The 23,535-nt window shown below is 62.2% G+C and carries 23 protein-coding genes; 15 read left to right on the top strand and 8 right to left on the bottom strand.

The genetic code is table 11. From position 1 onward, the window contains the following. Positions 1–69 precede the first annotated feature (69 nt). The 8 genes from WB650_RS11875 (at position 70) to WB650_RS11840 (ending at position 8,603) form a co-directional block, all read left to right on the top strand. On the top strand, positions 70–1,305 hold the full coding sequence (locus tag WB650_RS11875; RefSeq protein ID WP_423960597.1) for an FAD-dependent monooxygenase: 1,236 nt from the start codon (positions 70–72) through the stop codon (positions 1,303–1,305). A gap of 33 nt (positions 1,306–1,338) precedes the next feature. Beyond that, positions 1,339–1,647: a hypothetical protein gene (locus WB650_RS11870; RefSeq protein WP_423960596.1), complete on the top strand. Its 309-nt coding sequence runs from the start codon at positions 1,339–1,341 to the stop codon at positions 1,645–1,647. 11 nt (positions 1,648–1,658) lie between these two features. Further along, complete coding sequence (locus WB650_RS11865; protein ID WP_422303819.1) at positions 1,659–2,495, top strand: helical backbone metal receptor; 837 nt, start codon at positions 1,659–1,661, stop codon at positions 2,493–2,495. Positions 2,496–2,545: 50 nt separating this feature from the next. Next, entirely contained in the window at positions 2,546–2,941 is a 396-nt protein-coding gene (locus WB650_RS11860) for a hypothetical protein (RefSeq protein ID WP_423960594.1), read from the top strand. Positions 2,942–2,994: 53 nt separating this feature from the next. Continuing rightward, the gene (locus WB650_RS11855; protein WP_422303821.1) at positions 2,995–4,197 is read left to right on the top strand and encodes a CaiB/BaiF CoA transferase family protein; all 1,203 of its coding nucleotides are present in this window, start codon (positions 2,995–2,997) and stop codon (positions 4,195–4,197) included. A gap of 69 nt (positions 4,198–4,266) precedes the next feature. Further along, a complete protein-coding gene (locus WB650_RS11850) occupies positions 4,267–5,589 on the top strand; it encodes an aspartate aminotransferase family protein (protein ID WP_423960591.1) in 1,323 nt (440 codons plus the stop codon). Positions 5,590–5,628: 39 nt separating this feature from the next. Next, on the top strand, positions 5,629–6,501 hold the full coding sequence (locus WB650_RS11845) for an alpha/beta fold hydrolase (protein WP_422301964.1): 873 nt from the start codon (positions 5,629–5,631) through the stop codon (positions 6,499–6,501). Positions 6,502–6,539: 38 nt separating this feature from the next. Then, a complete protein-coding gene (locus WB650_RS11840; protein ID WP_422301966.1) occupies positions 6,540–8,603 on the top strand; it encodes a chloride channel protein in 2,064 nt (687 codons plus the stop codon). Here WB650_RS11840 and WB650_RS11835 read toward each other — a convergent pair. Genes WB650_RS11835 through WB650_RS11820 form a run of 4 tightly spaced genes read right to left on the bottom strand, consistent with a single transcriptional unit; the run spans position 8,576 to position 12,500 of the window. Next, positions 8,576–9,235, bottom strand: a complete 660-nt coding sequence (locus WB650_RS11835) for a PHP-associated domain-containing protein (RefSeq protein WP_422301968.1) — start codon at positions 9,233–9,235, stop codon at positions 8,576–8,578. The genes WB650_RS11840 and WB650_RS11835 overlap by 28 nt on opposite strands. A 10-nt stretch (positions 9,236–9,245) precedes the next feature. Further along, positions 9,246–10,775, bottom strand: coding sequence for a serine/threonine protein kinase (locus WB650_RS11830; protein ID WP_422301970.1), 1,530 nt, complete (start codon positions 10,773–10,775; stop codon positions 9,246–9,248). Positions 10,776–10,834: 59 nt separating this feature from the next. Further along, positions 10,835–11,176, bottom strand: a complete 342-nt coding sequence (locus WB650_RS11825; RefSeq protein ID WP_422301972.1) for a hypothetical protein — start codon at positions 11,174–11,176, stop codon at positions 10,835–10,837. Further along, positions 11,169–12,500, bottom strand: coding sequence for an FHA domain-containing protein (locus WB650_RS11820; protein WP_423960588.1), 1,332 nt, complete (start codon positions 12,498–12,500; stop codon positions 11,169–11,171). Before WB650_RS11820 ends, WB650_RS11825 begins: the two co-directional genes overlap by 8 nt. A gap of 142 nt (positions 12,501–12,642) precedes the next feature. On the opposite strand from WB650_RS11820, the gene WB650_RS11815 reads away from it, so the two are divergent. Further along, positions 12,643–13,884: a CaiB/BaiF CoA transferase family protein gene (locus WB650_RS11815; RefSeq protein WP_422300599.1), complete on the top strand. Its 1,242-nt coding sequence runs from the start codon at positions 12,643–12,645 to the stop codon at positions 13,882–13,884. Here the strand turns inward: WB650_RS11815 and WB650_RS11810 are convergent. Then, positions 13,881–14,708 (bottom strand): TIGR03619 family F420-dependent LLM class oxidoreductase, encoded by an 828-nt coding sequence (locus WB650_RS11810; protein ID WP_422300598.1) that lies wholly within the window; start codon positions 14,706–14,708, stop codon positions 13,881–13,883. The two genes, WB650_RS11815 and WB650_RS11810, sit on opposite strands and share 4 nt — an antisense overlap. On the opposite strand from WB650_RS11810, the gene WB650_RS11805 reads away from it, so the two are divergent. Genes WB650_RS11805 through WB650_RS11790 form a run of 4 tightly spaced genes read left to right on the top strand, consistent with a single transcriptional unit; the run spans position 14,707 to position 17,549 of the window. Continuing rightward, the gene (locus WB650_RS11805) at positions 14,707–15,435 is read left to right on the top strand and encodes a TetR/AcrR family transcriptional regulator (RefSeq protein WP_423960586.1); all 729 of its coding nucleotides are present in this window, start codon (positions 14,707–14,709) and stop codon (positions 15,433–15,435) included. The two genes, WB650_RS11810 and WB650_RS11805, sit on opposite strands and share 2 nt — an antisense overlap. Positions 15,436–15,459: 24 nt before the next feature. Further along, the gene (locus WB650_RS11800; protein WP_423960584.1) at positions 15,460–16,482 is read left to right on the top strand and encodes a hypothetical protein; all 1,023 of its coding nucleotides are present in this window, start codon (positions 15,460–15,462) and stop codon (positions 16,480–16,482) included. 19 nt (positions 16,483–16,501) lie between these two features. Beyond that, entirely contained in the window at positions 16,502–17,275 is a 774-nt protein-coding gene (locus WB650_RS11795) for an enoyl-CoA hydratase/isomerase family protein (RefSeq protein ID WP_422303269.1), read from the top strand. A 16-nt stretch (positions 17,276–17,291) separates the two neighbouring features. Continuing rightward, positions 17,292–17,549, top strand: a complete 258-nt coding sequence (locus WB650_RS11790) for a hypothetical protein (RefSeq protein ID WP_422303268.1) — start codon at positions 17,292–17,294, stop codon at positions 17,547–17,549. A 9-nt stretch (positions 17,550–17,558) separates the two neighbouring features. Here WB650_RS11790 and WB650_RS11785 read toward each other — a convergent pair whose 3' ends face one another. Beyond that, complete coding sequence (locus WB650_RS11785) at positions 17,559–18,674, bottom strand: LLM class flavin-dependent oxidoreductase (RefSeq protein ID WP_423960582.1); 1,116 nt, start codon at positions 18,672–18,674, stop codon at positions 17,559–17,561. Positions 18,675–18,877: 203 nt separating this feature from the next. On the opposite strand from WB650_RS11785, the gene WB650_RS11780 reads away from it, so the two are divergent. Together WB650_RS11780 and WB650_RS11775 are read left to right on the top strand one after the other, a co-directional pair. After that, complete coding sequence (locus WB650_RS11780) at positions 18,878–19,915, top strand: Dyp-type peroxidase (RefSeq protein ID WP_422300606.1); 1,038 nt, start codon at positions 18,878–18,880, stop codon at positions 19,913–19,915. Continuing rightward, positions 19,908–20,717 carry a family 1 encapsulin nanocompartment shell protein gene (locus WB650_RS11775; protein ID WP_422300604.1) on the top strand — a complete coding sequence of 270 codons (810 nt, stop codon included), beginning with the start codon at positions 19,908–19,910 and terminating at the stop codon, positions 20,715–20,717. Before WB650_RS11780 ends, WB650_RS11775 begins: the two co-directional genes overlap by 8 nt. Before the next feature lie 20 nt (positions 20,718–20,737). Here the strand turns inward: WB650_RS11775 and WB650_RS11770 are convergent, their stop codons facing one another. Beyond that, complete coding sequence (locus WB650_RS11770; protein WP_422300603.1) at positions 20,738–22,393, bottom strand: PfkB family carbohydrate kinase; 1,656 nt, start codon at positions 22,391–22,393, stop codon at positions 20,738–20,740. After that, complete coding sequence (locus WB650_RS11765) at positions 22,386–23,528, bottom strand: dihydrodipicolinate synthase family protein (protein WP_423960579.1); 1,143 nt, start codon at positions 23,526–23,528, stop codon at positions 22,386–22,388. The genes WB650_RS11770 and WB650_RS11765 overlap by 8 nt, the downstream gene beginning before the upstream one ends. Between the last annotated feature and the right edge of the window lie 7 nt (positions 23,529–23,535).

Here is a 23,535-nt window from a genome sequence, read left to right as displayed (position 1 = left end):
GTGAACGCGGGGCGCATCGAGGAAGTCGATGCGCCGCGCTTGTTTTGATGCTAGGCGTTGAAGCCTCGGATGGAAGCCTCGCGAAAATTTGACGTCGTGATCGCAGGCGCTGGGCCGGCGGGACTCGCGACCGCGCTGTTCCTCGTGAAGAATCGGCCTGCGCTCGCGGGTCGAATCGTGGCGATCGAGAAATCGGCGCATCCGCGGTTTAAGGTCTGCGCCGGCGGGCTGATTCCCAAAACGATGCTCGCGCTCGACGAACTGGGACTCAAGCTCGACGTGCCCGCGGTCGAAGTGATTCGCGGTGAAGCCGCGACGCCGATAGGCGACGTCGACTTGTCGCGCGGCGGCGACGTGCTCGCCACAGTGATTCGACGCGACCTGTTCGACGCGATGCTCGCACGAGCCGCGAGCGACGCGGGTATCGAGATCCTCCAACGCAGTCGCGTGCTTGACGTCACTCAGGACGCAAGCGGCGTGCGCGTCGACACCGACCAGGGCATCTTCGAAGCGCAAATCCTCGTCGGCGCCGATGGATCGGGCAGCCGGGTGCGTCGCGCAGTGTTCGGCGCTCGCAAGGAGACCATCGGGCGCGCGTTGATGACGGATATCGCAGTCGATCCCGAACGTACGCCCGAATTTATCGAACAACGCTACCGCTTCGACTTCCGATGCGTGAGCCACGGAATCAGCGGCTACAGCTGGTCGTTCCCGTGCTTTATCGGCGGCGCACCGCATCTTAATGTAGGCATTTACGATCAGCGGCCGAGCGAATTTGCCCAAAATGGAGGCGAGCAATCGCGGATGATGGCCGAACTAATCGCGGCGTTTCCCGAACTTCCACTCGACGGGTTGAAGCGGCACACCACGCGATGGCAATCGTTTCCGATTCGATGGTTCGACGCGCGCGACAGCTATGCTCGTGGACGCGTCATCCTCGCCGGCGACGCGGCCGGCGTTGATCCGCTGATGGGCGAGGGCATTTCGTGCGCGTTCGAGCACGGCAAGCTGGCGGCAGACGCAATCGTCAAATTTCTCGACGGCGACGGCGACGCGCTGCGGATTTACGATCTCACGCTGCATGAAGGTGCGGTTGGAAAGAAATTGAGCAAGCTCGCGTTTGCCGCGCGTCATTTCTACAGCCCGCATCATCGGCTGTTCTTCCGAGTCGCACGCATCAGCCGCCGCGCGCGGGAAATTGGCGTCGACTGGTACAACGGCGCGCGGCATCTCGACGAGCTGCCCACCCGGCGCCTGATCGCGCGATGGGCGCGCGCGGTTCTATTACGCGAGCCCGTGCGGTAGCATTTTGGTGTCGCTCGCGGTGGAGAGGAACAGGTGGCGGATCGAGTACGAGTCGCTCATGCGCGAAAGCGCAGAGGTGCGAAGCGTCCGGCGAAAAGGAAGAGGACGCGCGGGCTCAGGGTCTTTGGGCTGTCTCTGCTTGCGGCGCTGATTTTGGGATTTTTAGCTAAACGAGTGATGGTTCCGTCGGTGGTTCACTACCTCGCGTATCGACCGCCCGATCAGCCGCAAGCAAATGCTCCCGCCGCGTCGGAAGCAACCGGCGGCGACAACGATTCGGAGAATCTAACGCCCGACGATCGCCGTCAGCTCGACGAGATCATCAAGCGCAAGGCGAAGTGACGAACGGCTAGATGGCAGGCTCGATGCAAATTGCGGACGACATGGGCTTTCGCGTAGAGCTCGAGCGGCCGCCGGTGCGAATCGTATCGTTGGTGCCAAGCTGGACCGAGACGCTGTTCGCGCTCGGCTTCAGTTCCGAAGTCGTGGGTATCACGAAATTTTGTGTCGAGCCGGTCGCGTCGGTTGCGTTGATTCCAAAAGTCGGCGGTACCAAGAATCCGGACATCGCCGCGATCGTAAAACTCGAGCCTGAGCTCGTGATCGCCAACGCTGAGGAGAACCGGCGCGAGGACATCGAGCGAATGCGCGCTGCGGGTATCCCGGTGTTCACGACGTATCCGCGCACGGTGCCGGGCGCGGTCGAATCGATCCTGCGATTGGGCCGGGTGCTCGGTCGCGAACCGCAGGCGGCCGCGCTGGCCAAGGAAATCACGCTCAGCGTGAGCGGCATCGAGGCGTCGCTCGGCGTGTGGAGCAAATTGCGGCTTCGCGTTTTCTGCCCGATCTGGAAAAAGCCGTGGATGTCATTCAACGCCGACACCTACGCGCATGACGTGCTGCGGATGCTTGGCTACAACAATATTTTCGCATCGGCGGGCGAGCGGTATCCCGTTACGACGCTCGAGGACGCGGTCGAACTTCGTCCTGATATCGTGATACTTCCCGACGAGCCGTACGCATTCGATGAGTCCGATGTCGCCGAGCTGAAACCTCTCTTGCCGCCCGCACTCAGCCGCCGCGTGCTGATAGTCAGCGGCCGCGACCTGCATTGGTACGGCGTTCACATGGTGCTGGGGCTCAAGTCGCTGGCGGAAAGAATGGCGCGGGTGCGCGCCGCGGTTCTATAATCGGGCGAGATGCTTCGACGCCATATGATCGGAATGAATGGGAGATTGGTATGATCCCGAAAATCAGCCTCGCGGCCGCGTTTGTTCTGATGATGGTGCCGCCGATGGCGTGCGCTTCGAGTCACGAAGTTGCTAACTCCGCACCGATAACCCGCCAGGCGAATCAGTCGCTGCCGAAAGTTGTCCTTGCGCAAGATAGTCAGGACGCTCCCAGCATGGGCACGACCGACAGCGACAACGATAACAGCAACGACAACGACAACGATTCAAATGATAGCGCTGACAACAATCAAAACGGCGACAGTGGTCAGACCGATCAAAATGCGGCCGGCGACGATCAGACGATTCCGCCGACAGTCCTCGGCTCGCCCGACAATGGTCAGGGCGAACCGGGGCAGGCGCCGCAGATGAATTCATATCCGCAGCCGGTGAACCCAAATCAATAGCAGCGCGCGACTCGCGCACTTGCTTGCTCAATAGCTCTTCCGGGGGACGGACGATGCCTGCACCACTCGACGGAATCAAAGTACTCGACCTGACCAAGCTAGCGCCGGGGCCATTCTGCACGATGATCCTGGCCGACCTGGGCGCCGACGTGATCAGGATCGAAGAGCCGGGTCCTCCCACCGGAAGACGCGCGCAGCAAGCGGGCGCCGCAGGCAGGCTTCCGGCGGGCAACAACTTCAACAGTTCGCCGCACAACGCGCTCGCGCGCAACAAGAAGTCGATCGGGATCAATCTCAAGAGCGGCGCGGGCAAGGAAGTGTACTGCCGGCTCGCCCAGCGCGCCGACGTTATCGTCGAGGAATACCGGCCGGGCGTTGCCAAGCGTCTCGGCATCGACTACGAGAAGCTCGCGTCGCGCAACCCACGGCTGATCTATTGCGCGATCACGGGCTTCGGACAGACCGGGCCGTATCGCGATCTGGTCGGCCACGACCTCAATTACATCGCGACCGCCGGCGTCCTGTCGATGTTCGGACGGCCCGGGCAGCCGCCGACGATTCCGCACAACGTGGTTGCGGACTACGCCGGTGGCGGGATGCATGGCGCGATCGGAGTGCTCGCGGCGCTGGTCGCGCGCAACCAGACCGGGCGGGGGCAGTACGTCGACATCTCGATGATGGACGGCAGCCTCGCGCTGCTGGCGCAAGCGTTCTCGACATTTTTCGCCAATGGGAAAGTGCCGAGGCGCGGCGAGACCATAAACGACGGCGGAATTCCGAACTACAACGTCTATCTGACCAAGGACGACAAATACATTACGATCGCGGCGATCGAGCCGTGGTTCTTCGCCAACCTGTGCCGCGCGCTCGGCCGCGAAGACTTCATTCCGCATGAATACGATTCGAGCAAACGCGCCGAAATTGGGCAGGTTTTCACCGAGACGTTCAAAACCAGGACGCGCGACGAGTGGTTTGAGATTTTGAGCAAGAACGATATCTGCGTCGGCCGAATGCTCACGCTCGACGAGGTGCCCAACGATCCACAGGTACAGGCGCGCAACATGATCGTCGAAGTGGAAGGCGAGGGCGGCAGGAAGTTCAAACAGGTCGGCATCTCGGCGAAGTTCTCGGACACGCCCGCTTCGATCAGGTCGCTCGCGCCGCGACTCGGGCAGCATACCGACGAAATCCTCGGCGAACTCGGCTACAGCAAGGACGAACTCGACCGCTGGCGCGAGTCGGGCGCCATCAAGTAGTAGCGAGCCATCGCGTCGGTGGCGCGCGCTACGTTGCCCGCGGCATCGAATCACGGTTAAGATTTGGCTATGCCACAGCCAGTTCCGATGTTCATGCGCGGCCCGCACGATCCGATTCGAATCGAGCGCGCCGAAGGCCCATGGCTCTACACCTCCGACGGCCACAAGATTCTCGACGCCGGTGGCGGCGCTGTAGTGGTGAACATCGGGCAGGGACGCCGTGAAATCGCCGAAGCGGCTGCGCGCACGATCTCCAAGCTCGACTACATTGTGCCGGTCTGGACTTCGGCCGAGCGCGAGAGGCTCGTCGAGCGTCTAACGCGATGGACTCCGGCGGGGCTGTCGCGATTCTTCTTCACCAGCGGCGGATCGGAGGCGGTCGAAGCCGCGCTGAAGTTCGCGATTCTCTATCACAAGGCTCGCGGCAAACAGTCGAAGAGCAAGATCATCGGCCGCCGCTTCTCGTATCACGGTAATACCATTGCCGCGTTGTCGGCGGGTGGGAGCGGACGACGCGCTGACTACGAACACATCCTGCTCGACTGGCCGAAGATCGATCCGACGTACTGCTATCGATGCCCGTGGGGCAAAACATATCCGTCATGCGATCTCGACTGCGCGACCGCGCTAGAAAAAGAGATCCTCAAGAATGGTGCCGATTCGATCGCAGCTTTTATCGCGGAGCCGATGATGGGATCGAGCGGCGGCGTCGTGCCTCCCGTCAAGGAATACTGGCCGAAGATTCGCGAGATCTGCAGGCGCTACGACGTGCTGCTGATTGCCGACGAAGTGATGACCGGCTTCGGCCGAACTGGTCGGCGCTTCGGCGTCGATCATTGGGAGGTCGTGCCGGACATCCTGGTCGGCGGCAAAGGCCTCACCGGCGGTTACATGCCGATGGGCATGATCGCGGTGAAGGAATCGCTGGTCGAAGAGGTCGAGCGCGCGAAGGCCGAGTTCATGTTCTACACCTACAGCTCGCATCCCGTGGCGTGCGCGGTTGCCGACGAAGTGCTGGCAATCATGGAGCGCGAGCGGCTGGTCGAGCGATCGGCAGAAGTCGGCGCGCGGCTCGGCTCGAGCTTGAAGGAAGAACTGTCGGGGCATCCGATGGTCGGCGACATCCGCGGTACCGGGATGTTCTGGGGGATCGAGCTCGTCCAGGATAAAGCGACCCGCCGGCCGTACTCTCCTGAAAAGAAGGTGACTAATCGAGTGCTGGGCGCGGCGGTTCGAAAAGGTTTGTTCTTTTATCCGGCGACCGGGATGGCGGGGAAGGCTGGTGGCGACGCGATGATGATCACGCCGCCGTTCATCATTGGTGACGCGGAAATTGAGTTCATCATTCGTACGGCGCGCGCGGCACTCGACGAGATCCAGCCTAACCTGTAGCGTTTGACACACGTCTAAGACTCGTGGAGAGACCGGCACATGGCCGATAGCATCATCGGGCCGACTTCGCACTATTTTTATTCGCAGCGCCTGAAACTGCATTACGTCGATTGGGGCAATTCCGACAAGCCGCTGCTCGTGCTGGTGCATGGGGGCCGCGACCATTGCCGCAACTGGGATTGGGTCGCGCTCGATCTGCGCCAGCACTTTCACATCATCGCCCCCGACCTGCGCGGTCATGGTGATTCCGACTGGGCTGTAGGCAGTGGCTATTCGATGATCGATTACGTGCTCGATCTCGCACAGCTGATGAACGCTGCGTCGACCGAACCCGCGACGCTCATCGGCCATTCGCTCGGTGGTGGAATCGTTTTGCAATACACCGGCACGCATCCCGACGCGGTCAAGCGCGTGGTTTCGATCGAGGGGATGGGTCCGCCGCCCGGAATGATCAAGGATACGCCCGCGTATGACCGCATGAACAACTGGATCGGACAGATGCAGACGCTCGCGCGGCGCAAGGTGCGCGAGTACCCGACGATCGAGGAGGCACTCGCGCGCATGCGCGAGGCCAATCCGCATCTCAGTCGCGAGCAGGCGCGCCATCTCACGATTTGGGGAATTCGCCGCAACGAGAACGGCACCTACTCGTGGAAGTTCGACAACTACGTTCACGCCACCTCGCCGTACATGTTCAACAACCGCGACGCGCGCGAAATCTGGGGGCGCATCACGTGTCCGACGTTGCTGATTCGCGGCACGGAATCGTGGGCGGGCGATTGGGTCAAGGACGGGCGCATCCAGGCGTTCAAGCACGCGGAGTCGGTGACGATCGACAAGGCCGGCCACTGGGTGCATCACGATCGGCTCGACGAGTTTCTAGCGGTCACGCACCGCTTCCTTGGCGTGTAGTTGGTGGCAGATAGCTCGATCACCGGAAGGGGTTGCTGATGCGTCGACCTACGCTTTCGCTGCGTGTCGATCAGTTCGAATACGTGCAGCTGATTTTGCTGGCGGTGATAGTGGGCGTGCTCGCCGCGCTGGGAAATCTGGGATTTCGCCAACTCATCGAACTTTTCTCATGGGTGTTTCGCGAGCTCGAATGGCAAGCGCTCGGAATTGAAAAGGGCGGATTCCATCGCGCGTTGATTCCGCTCGTTCTGCTGAGCGGCGGCGTCGCAATCCTGGTGCTCGACCGGATCTTTCCCGAAGACGTACTCGGTTACGGCTTTCCGAATTTCCTGGAGATGGTGAACCTCGGCACCGCGCGGCTCAAACGCCGATGGATCTTCGTGAAAGCAGCGGGCGCTGCGCTTTCATTGGGATCAGGAGCGTCGGTCGGGCGCGAAGGTCCTATCGCGCAAGTGGGAGGCGCGATCGGCTCGACTATCGCGCAGCTCAGAAAACTCTCGCCCGATCGCGCCAAAGTGCTGGTCGCGGCGGGTGCGGGCGCGGGCATCGCGACGACCTTCAACGCGCCGATCGGCGGCCTGATGTTCGCGCAGGAGATCATCCTGCTCGGCCACACCGAGATCGCCAATCTCACTCTCCTGATCATCGCGACATTCACCGCCGTGATCACCTCGCGCGCGATTATCGGCAACGCGGTCGTCTTCACCGTGCCGGAGTTCGTACTGCGCAGTTACTGGGAGATGGCGACCTATGCGTTGATGGGTGCGGCTCTCGGCGCCCTTGCCGCTGGCTACATCCGATTTTTCAACGCAACCGAAGCGTGGTTTCGCCGGCTGAATCTCCCGGTTTGGGTCAAGCTCGAGGCGGGACTCGCGGTGGTTGGCGTGATCGCAATCTGGCTTCCTGAAAATCTGTCGGACGGATACCCGGTGATCAATCGCGCGATGGCAGGCGAGTTCGGCATCGGGATGCTGGCTGCACTGACCTGCGCGAAAATCTTCGCCAGCAGCGTGTCGCTCGGATGCGGCGCGCCCGGCGGTTCTTTCGGTCCAACGTTTTTCATTGGCACGATGGCGGGCGGCTTCTTTCAGCGCGTGTCGGCGATGGCGATTCCACATCTTACGGGTCCGCGCGGATCGTACGCGCTGGTTGGGCTCGGCGCGTTTCTGGCCGGGACCACCCATGCGCCGCTCACCGCGCTATTCCTGCTCTGGGAGATGACGCACAGCGACACTATCGCGTTGCCTGCGATGATCGCGACGATCACCGCGCTGGTGGTGGCGCGCGCGATCGAAACCGAATCGATCGACGAGTTCCGCCTCGCCCGTGAGGGCAAGACCCTGCAAATCGGCCGCGAACGGCTGGCGCTCGCGCTCATTCCGGTAAGCGCGGTGGTGACCAAAAACGTCACGATCGTAAACGAAAATACCTCCCTGGCGGAGGTGCTGCGCACCGCGGGTGAGACCGCGCAATCCACCCTGCCGGTGCTTAACAGCGATGGCGAGCTGGCCGGGACAATCGTCGTGCGGGATTTGTTGACCGTGATCGGCGGCGGGCAGGAGCTGGGGCCTCTGGTAAACGCATTTGATATCTGCAACGTGCACGGCCCAACTGTGACGCTCGATGCGAATCTCGACGAGGCGAGCCAGTTGATGGAGCACGACGGTCTCGATGAGATTCCGGTGGTCGAACGCGTCAGCCGGCGATTTCTCGGGCTGGTTACCAGCCGGCAGATTGCGCAAGCGCTCAATCGCGTGTCGGTTTCGCTCTCGACGCTGGCCACTCGCGACACCAATATTTACTGGGCGACCGGTTATCGCGTCACGCGCATCGGCGTCCCTGCCAACGCTGCGGGGAAAACGTTGCGTCAACTCGATCCCCGCGCGCGATTCAGTATCACGGTGCTGGCGGTTCAGGATGCGAACAATCCGGATAGCGGATTCGCGCCGATCGCGCCTGACCGTCCACTCAAGCCGGGCGACGAACTAGTCGTCGCGGGGCGTTCGCAAGATATCCGGCAATTTACGCATGAGCTGGAGAGCATCCAGCCGGCCGAAGCGGCGAGAGCTTCGGCTCAATCGAGCGGATCGGGAAAGACATAGGGACGCGCGCGTCCGGCGCGGATTTCTGCACACATTTGCTCGACCGTCTTCACGTCGCGCTCGAATTCCGTCGCCACTGTCATGAACCATTTTGCCGTCGCGAAATGAGCGTCGCTGCCGCCGACCGCAGTCAGCCCGAGCTTGAGCGCCGCGTCCTCCGCGCGCCGATTCTCCTCGATCGAGTTCTGACCGTTCAGCACTTCGACCGCGCCAATCGCCGCGCCATGGCGGCTGAGCAGCGCGTCGAGGCGCGATCCGTAACCCGAATCGCGAAACGGATGTGCCGGTATCGCGACGCCGCCCTCGTGATGAATCACTTCGATCAGGCTGTCGCTCTTGAGCATTCGCGCCGTCAGATCGAATCGACGCATCACTTCGTCGTTGACGCCGAACAGCAGCAGATGACCGAGGTCGGTGTCGGCCTCGATTCCTTTGAAGATCGCAATTTGAAAACGATCCGCGAGTTCCCTGTATAGCCGCTCAACTTCGGCGTCGTTCGGAAACAGCCGATGCTCAGTGAAGCAGATGGCACCGAGGCCGCGGCCCGACGACTTCGCGAATTCGAGATACTGCTCCGGCGCGACGTTCGAGTCGGACGAAAGCTTGGTGTGGACGTGGAGGTCGGCGATCATGAAGTGGATGCTACGGCTCGGCGAAGAAGTTATCGCGCACCTGGAGATGGTCTTCGATTGAGAAAATTCGCGCGACCAGGAAGATCTGCGTCTGTACCATCAGGCGATCGGCTTCGGTCGGTACTGAGCCCCACAGGATGATCGTGTCGCCCTCCATCTTAAAGTGCACAGAATTGTAGCCTTGTGCGTCGAGCGCTTGGCGAAGCGCGATCTCCCGTGGCTCGGTATGCGCTGGCTCGGCCGGCTCTCCCGGCACGGGCGCATCAGGATTGGGCACCGCAGGGACCGAACCGTAGTCGGGTCCGGGTCCGGTGTCGCCGTCAGAGGGCGCCGGCTGTGACGAATGGAAAATCAGGTATCCCAACAGAAAAAATCCACCGATCACGAGCGCCAGCGTTCGCGCCGGACGTCGCCGGCGATGACGCTCATGGAAGATCGGACCCGGAAACTCGCGAGGCGAAGCGACGTCATCGAGTATGATCGTCTGCGCCTCAGGCGTCGCGCCGCGATCCATCCCCGACAATCGTCCCGTCACGTCCGCCGCGCAGAAGGAGCAGTAATTCGAGTCCACCGGGATGCTTCGGCCGCATCGCGGACATTGCGTATCGATCTGATTGCTCAGCATCGTCGGCGCCGACGCTTGCTGCTCTCTGTCCTTGACGCCGCTGAGCGGCAGCTTGAGTTGCGGACGCGACGACGCCGCCGTGGAGGAATTTCGCTGCGGCATCGTAATAGGCGTCCCCGACTTGATCGCCATCAGCCGCTGCCGGAATTCCGCCGCGTCGGCCACTCGCAATACCACGTCGTACTTGAGCGCCTGATCGACCACCTCGCAAAGCGCGGGAGTAACGTCGGGGCATAGCGAGCGCAGCGGCGGAAAACTGAATGGCGGCTCGACCGCAGGATCGCGGCCCGACAGCGCATGATGCATCGTGGCACCCAACGCATACAGGTCAGATCGAAACTCGACCTTGCCGCGATATTGCTCGGGCGGCGCGTAGCCCTGCGTGCCGATCATCGTAGCGTTGCTCAGCGGCTGAAACAGTCGCGCGATTCCGAAATCGATCAGCTTGACCTGCTCCGACGGCGTGAGCATCACGTTCGACGGCTTGAGGTCGCGATAAATCACCGGCGGCTCGAGGTTGTGCAGGTACTCGAGCGTGTCGAGAACCTGCAGCGCAACTTCGATAACCTCGCTCTCGGGAAGCTTTCCGCCGGCGTTCTGGAGTTTCTGCTCGAGGGTTATCCCGTCGATAAACTCCATGACCAGATAGTGATGGTTCTGGTCGCTGAAGCGATCGAACACGCGCGGAATATGTTCGTTGCTGAGTTGCGCGAGCATGTCGGCCTCGCGCTGAAACGCAGCGACGGCAGCCTTCTGAGTTTCGGGGCTGGTGAAAGTATCGACCATCTCGGCCAGCGCGCACTCGCGCGAGGCCAGTCGCAGGTCCTCGGCGAGATACACGAGCTTCATCCCGCCGCCGCCGAGCGGCCTCATCACGCGGTAACGTCCGCCGACGATTGTGTTGGACGCAATCATCCCTGCAATCAGAATCTAACCACTACTCATTTTTATAGCAGCCGAAGCGCGTCTTGGGATCATCGCGCCAGCATGTCTTCGCGGATCGTGTCCGAGAAGGCAGCATTCGCCGCGCATATGATGTGTATCAGGATACCGAACGGGGGCCCCATACCGTAAGCTATCGACACGAAGAAAAACCACATGATTCCCTTGAACGGCTTGCCGCGGTAGATGTGGCCGACACCGGGAACGATGCTCAAAACCAGCGCCAGCACCGGGTTGAACCCCGGGGTTCGGTGCAGCAACGGGAAACGGGTCACCGGCGCGCCGCAGGATTTGCAAAAGCTCGCCTCGGCGACCACGATCGGCGCACCGCATCGCGAACAGAACCTGGGCTTTTCGAAATCAGCTTCAGCCACGGAACGTAAACTGCGCGTCGCCAAAGCGTACCGCCTCGCCGTCGTTCACGCGAGTCGGCTCGGTCACGCGCCGATTGCCGACGAACGTTCCGTTCTGGCTGTTCAGGTCTCGCACCACGAATGAGCCGTTGGAATTTTCGATACTCGCATGATGCCGCGAGATCGACGAATGACTGACGACGATTTCGTTGTCGAGCGCGCGCCCGACCCGGGTAATCGTGCCGGCGCGGACAGGATAGGCCTGTCCCGACGCGTCGATCAGGCTCGGGCCGTCGACCTTGGCATTCGCTCCCGCCAGCCGCGTCGCGATGTGCGCGGGATTCACCGCGTCCGCCGCGAGCGACGCCTGTTCGCGCGCGGGCGCCGACGTTCCACGCAGATGGAACATCATTTCGTAGCCGCCAATATTGATTCTGTCGCCGTCGTGAAGGTCCACAGTTTCGATTCGCTTGCCGTTGACGAAGGTGCCTTCCTGGACGGCGATATTCCTGATCACGTAATCGGCGCCGCGTCGCTCGATAATCGCGTGCCGCTGCTGTACTGACGGGTCGCCAAAAAGGCCGACCGGATTTTCCTCGGCGCGCCCGATTGTCGCGCGCGCGCCTTCGATTCGATACTGACGTCCGCGCAGCCGGCCCTGCTCGACCGTGACCCACGCGGCCTTGGTCAGCTCCTGTACCAGCCCGATGAACAATCCGATCGCCAGACCGGTGACCGCTTCGCCAAAGAAGCGAGAGGCCAACCCGCCGCCGGCGATCGAGCCGATCAAGTCGAAGGCGATTCCGCCCACCGCTCCACCCACCAATCCGCCCACCGCGCCCTTGGGGACGTTGTCCATTGTGAGCGTCGCCAATCCCACACCGGCGCCAACCAGCGCTCCGTCGATTGCCCATCCCATCAATCTCGCGATGACGAGAGTTATGATCGATCCCGAAACCAGCTCGCCGTTTGGGCTGAACATGACGCCGCCAGCCTGCAAGACCCAGTTGAAGACGAGATTTCCGAGCCAGGTCGAGACCAGGGACAGCGCCGCGCAGATCAAAAATCCGCGGATGAAGCGTCGCTGAGTCTCCGGCGTTATACGAAGCTCGGACGTGTCGACGGCGGTGATAAACGCGCCAATCAAGCCGGCGGCAATCGCCGCCGACAGGTAGTACGCGATTAGCGCACCTGTAGTCTGCGCCTCGCCGAGATGAGAGTTGTGCGAGGCGAGTTCGACTGGCAGCCATCCGATCGCGCCGCCACACAGTCCCGCAAGAGCTTTGAGCGTGAGTTCGCGCCGGTTCAGGGAATCGCTTTTGAGAAGAGCTAGAGGTGAATTCACGGGCCCTCTACATCAAATATGCTCATCAAATAATAGCCTGCAACGTAGCCTCGGAAAACGCTCTCCGTGAACTGCGTGCAATCAGTACGCTGCGCACTCGTATTGCTCAGGTCCAGCAAAAACAGGCATCATCGCCGGAACCATGAGCATTGAAAATCTCGTTACGGAGAAGTTCGGCCCGCTGCAGGGCGTGAAAATCGTTTCGACCGGGACTTTGATTGCGCAACCATTCGCCGCCGAGCTGGCGGCCGAGATGGGCGCCGAAGTGATCCAGATCGAGCGGCCGGGAATCGGCGACGTCGGATGGCGCAATATCGGGATCAGGCTCGCGACCAAAGACGGCAAATCCGCCGTCGCGACGACCTGGATCCAGGAACGCCGCAACGTATTTTGCATCTCGCTCGATCTGTCGAAGCCACGCGGCCGCGAAATCTTTCTGCAGCTGATCGCGCGCGCCGACATCTGGATGGAAAGCTCGAAGCCCGGCACCTGCAAAAAATGGAACCTCGACGATGCGGCAATCTGGAAGGTCAACCCCAAGCTGGTGATCACTCACGTCTCCGGCTTCGGGCAGACCGGCGACCCTGATTATGTGCATCGCGCGTCGTACGACGTGGTCGGGCAGGCGGTCGGCGGCATGATGAGCCAGACCGGGTTTCCCGATCCGATTCCGCCGACGCGCGCCGCACCGTGGACCGGCGACTACATTACCGCGCTGTTCACGATGTGGTCGTCGCTCGCCGGCCTGACCTACGCGCGCACGACCGGCAAAGGTCAGTCGATCGACGTCGCGCAGTACGAGGCGATTCACAAAACGCTGGGCGGCACGATGGTCGAGTACTTCCAGGACGGCATCGTTCGCGAACGTTCTGGAAATCGGGCCCAGGGTTTCCAGCCGCTCGACACCTTTCAAGCTTCCGACGGATGGGTCGTGATGGGCGCGATTGGCGACGTGTATTCGCGAATGCTGCGCGTGATCGGGCTCGATCCCGCCGTCCCAAAATGGGAAACCGCGCGCACCCAACTCGAATCGATCGAAGGGATCGAGTTCGACGCTATCCTGCGCGGATGGATTTCCGAGCGCACCGTGAAGGACGTCGTGACCGCGATGGCGGCCGCCAACGTGCCATGCTCGCCAATCATGACGAGCAAGGACATCGCCGAAGACCCGCAATATCGAGCTCGCGGGATGCACGTCGAGTGGGACGACGAGCAGGTCGGCAAAGTGAAAGGCATCGGTGTCGCTCCAAAGTTCTCCCTGACGCCGGGAAGAATAGTGCGCGGATCGGTGCCGATCGGCCACGACAACGATCGCGTCTATCGCGAGATGCTGGGCGTCAGCGCGGACGATCTCGAATCGCTCCGCCGCGACAAAGTGATCTAGCTCGCGACTTTACCCATGAAGGTCTCGACCGATCTCCCGAACGATTGCTCGTCCGGATAGCGCCCCAAATCCAGGATAAAATAGGTCGCGCCGGCTTCCTGCTCAGCCGCGACCTTCGCGCGCGCCGCGGCGGTATCCTCGAGCTTGAGGCCTCGCCGGACGATGATCTCAGGAACCGCCCGCCCGGCTGCGAGCGCACCCGCGTGCAATTCTTCAACTTTTGCTTTAAGTTCTGTCGCGGGCAGCATCGGATGCCATCCGTCGCCGAACTTTACCGCGCGAGTCATCGCAGCCGGTCCGTTGCCGCCGATCCAGATGGTCGGGCGCTTGGGTCTCGGCAGGAAAACGAACGACGGAAACTTCACCAGCTTCCCCTTGTACGCACCCGGCAGGTCGGCGCCAAACAGATGATGAATCACGTTCAATGTTTCATCGGTAATCGCTCCACGACGGCGAAACTCAACCCCAAGTGCATCGAACTCAGGTTTCATCCATCCGACGCCGACGCCGAGAATCATTCGCTCGCCCGACAGTTCCTGGATCGTGGCCACCTGCTTTGCGGTCAACACGGAGGGCCGATAGGGAACGACCAGCACTGAAATACCGAGCCGGATTTTTTCGGTCGCGCCGGCGAGAAACGCCAGTGTGGCGAGCACGTCGAGATAGCGTCCACCGGAACCTTCGGTCTGGTCGGGCGGGATGCATAAGTGATCCGATACGAAGAGCGCGTCGAAGCCGGCGTGTTCCGCGATTCGTGTGCAGGCGCGAATCGTGGTGCGGTTGGATTGCGGACCCATGTTGCGAATTGCGATTCCGAATTTCATGGCGATTACTCCGGCGACGTCACTGATACTAAAAAACACTGGCAAGCGTGCGCGCATCCAGTCAAACTACTCGGCCATTGGAGGCGATAAACGCGTGGGCCGTCCATCCGCGAAGCAGCGCAAGCCCTATAACCTCGACGCGATTCTCGACGTTGCCGTGCGCGTGTTCCGCGAGCGCGGGTACGACGGCAGCACGCTCGACGACGTCGCGCGCGCGGCGGGAATCACCAAGGCGAGCATCTACTATCACGTTCGCAGCAAGGAAGAGCTGCTCGCGCGCGGCGTCGGACGAGCGCACGACGCTCTGTTCGCCGTGCTTGACGAGCGGCCGGCCAAACGCGGCCGCGCGGAGGCGCGTCTCAGGTACATCGTGCATCGCACGATCGAAATCACCGTCGAGCAATTGCCCGAAGTGGCTCTCCTGCTGCGCGTTCGGGGCAACACTCCGGTCGAGCGGCGGATCATGGAGCGGCGGCGCACGTTTGACCATCTGATCGCGCGGCTGATGCGTAATGCGCAGCGCCAGGGCGATTTGCGCGCGGACATAGAGCCGCGGCTGGCAACGAGGCTTTTGTTCGGAATGCTAAACTCGATCACTGAATGGTACCGGGCTGGCGGCGACCTCGATGCGCCCGAAGTAGCTGAAGCGGTTTTCCGGATCGCGTTCGAGGGAATGGAGCAGGGCGCCCGACGACGCGTTTTGACAAATCAACCAAATGGTAGATAAACTGGATTCAGGAGACAAACGCCGATGAGTGAATTCGAGATTCCCGCGGGCGGCCTGGTCGAGGCGCCTGCCGTTGCCCAGCCGAATATCTTTCCAATCGAATGGCGATGCGAGACGCCGAAGCTCGCCGAAATCTACGAGCGCGCCAAACGCGAGGGCTTCAATCCCGCCGACATCAACTGGAGCGAGCTTTCGCCCGAAGCGTGGAGCGACGACGAGAAGGTCGCGATCATGTACTGGTGGGCGCTCCTGTCCAACTTCGACTCGTCGGGGCCGGCGGTGTTTGCGCGCGCGACGATTCATGCGTGGGAGATGCACGAGGAAGATCCAGTTCGCAAATGCTTCTTCTCGATCACCCGCGACGAAACCAATCACGAGGAGACCTGCCAGCGGGTCATCCAGCGCCTGGTGCCCAACGGGCCGCAAGGCTTCACGCCGACCAGCGAACTGCAGCGCGTCGCGCTCAACAATATCGGCTGGCTGTATCATAACGGCGGCCGCTACTGGACCGGTTATAACCGCGCGATCGATCGCTATCCGCTGGCGGTGATCTTCACTTCGTTCATGATGGGCGAGGTGGCGTCGTCGACGCTGTTCCACGGGATGGCGCACGCGACGACGCATCCGGTGTTCCGCGAAATCTTCACGAAAATCGGACGCGACGAAGCGCGCCATCTTCAGATTTGTATCAACCTGCTCGAGAAGGAGTGGCCCGGCCTCACCGACGAGCACAAGACTTTCATCACCAAGCAGCTTCGCGCGGGATTCGTGTTCCTCTCGATGGTGCTGTGGGAGCCGCCGGCACAGTTCTGGGATTTGCCGGGTTACTTTCTGCACAACCATCGGATCTTGTTGCGCACCGCGCGCGAAGCGGGACTCGGAATTCTCACCTACGAGCAGCAGGCCGACAACTGGCGCCTGGCGATAGCGCGGGTGCGTAAGCTGGTCGAGCGATGGGACATCCAGTTTCCCGCGATTCCCGAACTTGATATTGAGGGAGTTGACGTCGGCGATATCACTGCCGAGGACATTATCCCGGTATTCTGAAACCTCAGGGGCTACAAATATGAGCGTCGATTTGTCGGTCGAAGGCGGTCTCGCGGAAATCGTTCTCAACCGGCCCGACAAGATGAACGCGTTGAACGACGCGATGGTCGCCGAACTCAACAGCGCCCTCGAGCGCGCGGCCTCGCAAGGTGTGCGCGCGATGATGATTCGCGGCGAGGGGCCGGCGTTCTGCGCGGGCCGCGATCTCGCGGATGCGCATCCGGGCGACGAAGACGCCGAAGCGATAATCGAGACGACGTTCAATCCTCTGATCAAGCGAATCGCCTCGTTCCCCGCGCCGACTTTCGCCGCTGTTCATGGCGCGTGCCTGGGAGCGGGCCTCGGACTCGCGCTGGGATGCGACGTGGTCTATGTCGCCGACGATGCGAAGATTGGATCGCCGTTCGCGCGTATCGGTGCGGTGCTCGACTCGGGCGGCCATTCGTTTTTCGTTTCGCGCCTGGGAACGCATCGCGCGCTCGAGCTGATCTACACTGGACGATTGCTGTCGGGCGTCGAGGCCTCACAGCTGGGACTCGTGAATCGCAGCATGGCGAAGGATTCGCTGGTCGCGGAGACGCGCAAGATCGCGGCGCAGGTTGCGCAAGGACCCACGGCGGCGTTCATGCAATCGAAGCACCTGGTGCGCAGGATCGACGAAGAAGCGATGGGCCTCTTCGCGGTTCTGAAGCTTGAAGCTCAAGCGCAAGGCGCGGCGGGAAAAACTGCAGACTACAAGGAAGGCATATCAGCCTTTCAACAAAAGCGCGCGCCGAAGTTCGTCGGCAAGTAGGAAGAGGAGAAAACTCGTGCAGGAGAAAATCAAAGTTGGTTTCCAGGCTTTCGTTTCCGACGGCGGCGAGGAGTTCGGTGCCGTTCGCCAGGTTGCTCCCGGCGGCCGGCCCGAGCTGGTGATCTACGTCGAAAACGCGGGTGACTTCACGGTTCCGATCAGCGCCGTCGAAGCCGTGCATTCGGAAAAGGTCGTGTTGAATTGCGCCAAGCTCGATCGCAAGCTCCGCCTTGCGATCGGGCACGCGCACGACGCTGAAAAGCCGGGCGCTTGATCATCCTGCTCAGCGGGCGGCGGCTGACGACGGGATTGACGCCGGCTCGGTGAGCGGCGCCGTGTTCCACTTCTTGAGTTCTGGCAATACATACTTCGCGAAGCACTTGATGCTGCGCTCCGCATCCTCGTAGGGCATTCCGCCGAAACTGAAATTAAAGAACAGACCGTTGGCGTCGATCGTGTCGCGGATGAACGCGCACTTCTCGATCACCTGGTCGGGAGTGCCCCACGGCATCAGCATCGCGAAGTCGCGCGCGGCAACGTCGGGACCGGTCTTTTTGATGAACTTGCTGACGTTGCTGTAGAACTCGTAGCTTTTCTTGGTGCCGAACTCCGGCGACGTCATCTCGTAGTGCTTCATGACGGTGTGGTAGTTGGCGGCGATCCATTTCATCGCGAGCTCTTCGGCGCGGTCCTTGTTTTCGTCGACGACGCAGAAACCGCCGGAGAGCGGCTTGGGCGCGGGCGCGTCGCCGTTAACCTCGCGCCAGACCTTGCGGTAGACCTCGAAATCTTTTTTGACGGCGTCCCACGGTTTTTGCGGAATCACCAGCAGGCCGACTCCGAGCTTCGCCATTATCGGCATCGACTCGGGCGAGACGGCGGCGGCGTAGGTGCGCCCTTTGAATGAGCGCGCGGGGCGCGGACGAATCTCGCGGCGCGGCTGGCGAGTGAATTTGCCGCCCTCCATATAACCGGTTTCGAGCGCGTCCAAAACCAGCTCGGCGTATTCGACGAACAAGTTGCGGCCTTCGTTCTGATCGAGGCGAAAACCGTCGTACTCGATTCGCGCGAGACCGCGGCCTAGTCCGAGAATCACGCGCCCGTTGGAAACGTGATCGAGCAGAGCGACTTGCTCTGCAACGCGGATAGGATCGTGCCACGGCAGCACGACCACGCCCGATCCGAGCTTTATGTGCGAGGTGCGGCCGGCCATGTAGGAGAGGAATTGCAGCACGTCAGGGCACATCGTGTAGTCGTCGAAGTGATGCTCGACGCCCCAGATGGAATCGAAGCCAAGCTGCTCGACCATCTCGGCGAGGCGCAGCTCGTTGCGATAAACCTCGGCGTCGGAAAGTGCGTTGTTGGGATTCTGAAATACTGCTCCGTAGCCAACGTGCATGGTGAGCCTCCTTGGAGGGATTTAAGAGTCATAGATCGGCCGGGTACAGAAGTACAGGATTCCCTCTGTTCTAATCGGTTCGCGGGGCGTTACGATCGGCTTTTTCCAACCTTGCGATCGTGCTCAAATGCTGCGCTGTGCCTAACGCCGACTCCCCCAGGACTGCGACCTATCCCCAGCCTTCCTCGCCACAGGCGGTGGTGATGGGACCGACGGCGGCGTCGCTCTTTCTGGTCGTAACGATTGACCCGCGCCCTGAAAGCGCGAATGCGGTCCGCTCCCTTTGCCCCGACTTGGCCAACCTGCTGCGCGCAGTTGGGTTCCGCGACACCGCGGCAAAGCTTACCTGCGTGATGAGCTTTGGCTCCGCGGCATGGGACCGGCTGTTCGGAGAGCCACGGCCTGCGGAACTCCATCCGTTCCGCGAGATCAGCGCCGGATCGCGCCACGCCGTATCGACGCCGGGCGACGTCGTTTTCCACATCCGCGCCGAACGAACGGATCTTTGCTTCGAACTCGCGACGCAGATCACGTCGGCGCTCGGCGACGCGGTTTCCGTCGAAGACGAGGTCCACGCCTTCCGTTATTTCGACAACCGCGATCTGCTGGGCTTCGTGGACGGCACCGAGAACCCGGTCGACAGCGAGGCGCTCGAGGCAGCGCTGGTCGGCGACGACGATCCGGCTTTTGCCGGCGGCAGTTATGTGGTCGTTCAGAAGTATCTGCATGATCTTACGGGATGGAACGCGCTGCAGACAGAAGTCCAGGAGCGGATCATCGGCCGCACCAAGGTTGCGGATATCGAACTGGACGACACCGTCAAACCGACCTCTGCGCACAACGCGCTTACGACTATCGTTGAAGATGGCGTCGAGAAGAAGATCTTCCGCGCCAACGGCATCTTCGGTCGGCCAGGACAAGGCGAGTTCGGCACCTACTTCATCGGCTATGCGCGCTCGCCGCGGACGATTGAGCAGATGCTGCAGAACATGTTCGTTGGACTCCCGCCGGGCAATTACGATCGAATACTGGACTTCAGCCGCGCGGTCACCGGCAGCTTGTTCTTCGCGCCGCCGACATCGTTCCTCGACAGCGTGACGCCCGCCGGCACCGCGGCGGCGGCATCCGCACCCACACCCGCACCCGTTTCCGGTCAGACTGGCTCTTCGCCGGATGCCTCGAGTGCCAGCGACGGCTCGCTCGGCATCGGCTCATTGAAAGGAGAATCGCGCGATGAATAACCTGCACCGCGAGCTTGCCCCCATCTCAGACGGCGCGTGGGCTCAAATCGAAGAAGAGGCGCAGCGCACCCTGAAACGCTATCTCGCAGGGCGGCGAGTGGTCGATGTCAAAGGTCCGGGCGGCGTCATGCTGTCCGCGGTCGGCACTGGCCATCTGAGCGATCTGGCGGCTCCCGGCGACGGTATCATTGCGCGCCAACGCCAGGTCAAGGCGCTGGTCGAACTCCGCGCTCCATTCCAACTGGATCGGCAGGCGATCGACGACGTTGATCGCGGCGCGAATGATTCGGACTGGCAGCCGCTGAAAGATGCGGCGAAGCGGATCGCATTTGCCGAAGACCGCGCGATCTTCGAAGGATATGCCGCCGCCGGAATCGAAGGCATTCGGCAAGGGACCAGCAACAAAGTCGCGGCGCTGCCCGGCGACCCGGCTCACTATCCGGACGCTGTCGCCGAGGCCTTGAGCCAGCTGCGCCTCGCCGGCGTCAACGGGCCGTATTCGGTGGTGATGGGCGCCGATGCGTACACGGCGCTGAGTGAGGCCAGCGATCACGGCTATCCGGTTATCCAGCACATCCAGCGGCTCGTCAACGACGAGATCATCTTCGCGCCTGCGATCGCTGGAGCGTTCGTGCTGACGACGCGCGGTGGCGACTTCGAGCTGCATCTCGGCCAGGACGTCTCGATTGGGTATCTCCGCCACGACGACAAGAACGTGGGGCTGTACCTGCAGGAAACGATGACCTTCCTGCTGCTGACTTCGGAAGCGTCGGTCGCGCTCAAACCCGCGTCGCGAAAGTAGCGCGAGCGTAAACTGCTGCGTTACGCGCGGCGGCTTGAGGTGCGGGTCTCGGCGAGGCGGCGGGCCGCTTCGCCGATTGCGCCTGCGCGATGCCATCGCGAGTACTCTTCGACGGTCAGGCCGTGGGCTAGTTCCAATGCGACGGACAGTCCTGCGAGCACGAAGACTTCGCCGAGCACGCTGATGCGCGGGGCGAGGCCGAGGCCGCCGCCTTCGTTGGGGACCGGGACGTGGATCACCAGGTCGGCTAGTTGCGCGAGGCTCGAGTCCTTGTTGCCGGTGATTGCGATCAACTGCGCGCCTTGCTCACGGATGGCGGTCGCGGTCGAGAGCAACTCGTCGGTGCTGCCGCTGTTGGAAATCGCGATGACGATGTCGCGCGGATGCACCTGGCCGAGGCTGCCGTGCAGGGTTTCGGTCGCATGCAGAAAAGTCGCGGGCGTGCCGACCGAGCAGAAGACGCTGGCGGCGTAGCGTGCTACATGCTCGGGCTTGCCGACACCGGTCACGTGCACGCGACCGCCGCGGCCGAGCGCGGTGCGAATTATCTCGACGGTGCGCGAGATGGCCGCGATGTTCAAGCTGCCGCGCAGCGCAGCGAGCTCGGCGAGTGCCAGGTCGAAGAATTTTTCGACTTCGCCGGTCGAATCACCGATTGCGGCTTCGCGCGGCTCGGCGTCGAGGCGCGGCGTCGGCAGTGCGAGCGGCTCGGCGTAAATATCGAGAATTTCCTCGCGCACTTCGAATCCCGACGGAAACGCGCCGAGGCGCGTGACCGCGACGGCGCCCGCAGCGTTTGCGAGGCGTCCGATCTTTTCCCACGGCAGGCCGAGGCGGAGGCCGGCGCAGACGCCGGCGAGGAACGCGTCGCCGGCGCCGGTCGAGTCGACCTGCTTGACCTTGAACGCGGGCACGCGAACGGAAGTGTCGCGCGCCACGATCGAGCATCCCTTGTCGCCCTCGGTGATGATGACGGCGCGATTTCCGTACTTCGCGCGGATCGCGTCGGCAATCTTTAGAGGATCGCGGCCGTTGCCGGCGATTTCTCGCGCTGCCGCCTTCGACGGCTTGAGCCAGGTCGCGAGTTTCAATGCGCGTTCGAGTTCGGCGCGCGTGCCGAGCGATCCGATCGCGTCGGAGGGCGGCACGTCGACGTCGAGAATCGTCGGAATCGAATGGGTGCGTGCGAACAGCAGAATCGCGATCACGGTGCGGAGCGGGAGCTGCGAAATTTCGGTTGAAACAAGATTTGCGCGGCGGATGAAAGCGCCGTGACGATTGCGTACCTCGGCGGGAGTGAGCTCGCCGGTCGCGCCGCGCGCCATGTAGATAGCGCGATCGCCGGCGGCGTCGACGAAGATGGTCGCGAACGCGGTCGCGGTGCCGTCGAAGGTCAGGTGGTGGCGGATGCCGAGGCGATCCATCCCGTCGCGGAGAAACTCGCCGTTGCGGTCGTCGCCCATCTTGCCGAAGATGCCGGTTTTGAGGCCGAGGATTCGGCCCCATCCGACGTGATTCAGGACGAGACCGCCGACCTGGGTGCGTTCAATCGCGGCGCTCGCGGTATGCGCGCGCAGTAAAATCTTTTCGTCGGCGCGGATGATCCGCGGCGTGCGGTAGAACAGGTCGACGACCATGCTGCCGCATCCGACGACGTCGAGTTTTTCTTCAGCCATTGCGCCCCGCAGATTTTCGTTCGGTTGCCGGCGCGTGCCCGGCGGGCGAATCGTATTCGCTGACCCATCCGCGCTCAAGCATCTCGGCGTTGCGATCGCGCAGTGCGGCGAATCGCGTCGAGAATTCGCGGCGCTCGGTATCGCTCAGCGGCGGCGTGCCTGCACCGACTGCGTCGCTCTCGATGACGCCCATTTCCTTGAGCGACGCCTTGATCGTCGCGATCGTCGGGCGATAGGACTTGGCGCCGCGCTTGAATGTACACGTGATGCGGAATTCCTCGATCGCGTCAGCATACAAGCGCATCAGCTCGATGTCGCCCGAGCGGCAGACCTGCCATCCGCGCTGCCATTCGCGCGGCATCGCATTGGCAGGCCCGGCGACGACGCCGTAAGGGCGCGTGCGCTGAGTCAGATAGCGATTCCAGTAATGGCGCATGCGATCGCCGACGCCTTCGGGCGGAGCGAACAAATCGAAGATGAGGTACGCGTTGCCGGCATAGATCGCGAACTCGTGACCCGCCTTGAAGTGCGACGCGGCGCGAGTGTAGTTGCCAATGACGGTCTTGCTCGCCGTGACTTTTATTCCTCGGACGTATGGCAGCCGCGCCATCGCCTTGACGTCTCGCGTATGCAGATGCGGCGATTTGCCGGGAGCGGCGATATCGGCGTTGTCGTAGAGAAACAGCGGGAGCATCCGGCCCGCGCGATTGAACACGGCGCCGATGTCGCGCTCGACGAATTCAGCGGGATTCTTGACGTCTTTGATCGAGAGCGGCGCGACGACCACTGCGTCGGCGTCGGCGTGGAGCGCGTGGGTGAGGTTGTCGAGCGTGTCGGCACGGGTGTGCGCGGTGATCCCGGCCCATGCTTCGATCTTCTTGGCGGCAGACTCGCGCACGCGGCGGCATTCTTCGATCGCGATTCGTGCGACGGCCTGGCGGCGCGAATTGTCGATGCGATCCCATTCGCCAGTGGTGCCTGCGGCGAAGATGATGTCGGCGCCGGCGCCGTCCTGGAGCGCGAAGCGAACGACAGCGCGCTGCTGGTCTTCGAGGACGCGGCCGCGAGCGTCGAGAATCGTGACGATGGGAACGGAGAGGCCGGGACGCGGGATGTAGTCGTCGAGCGATTGCACGCGCGGG

The sequence above is a fragment of the Binatus sp. (SeqCode) genome (genome assembly GCF_049584895.1).
Classification (GTDB): domain Bacteria; phylum Desulfobacterota; class Binatia; order Binatales; family Binataceae; genus Binatus.
Note: the sequence above shows the minus strand (reverse complement) of the source record. Positions and strands in the feature narration are given on the sequence as shown.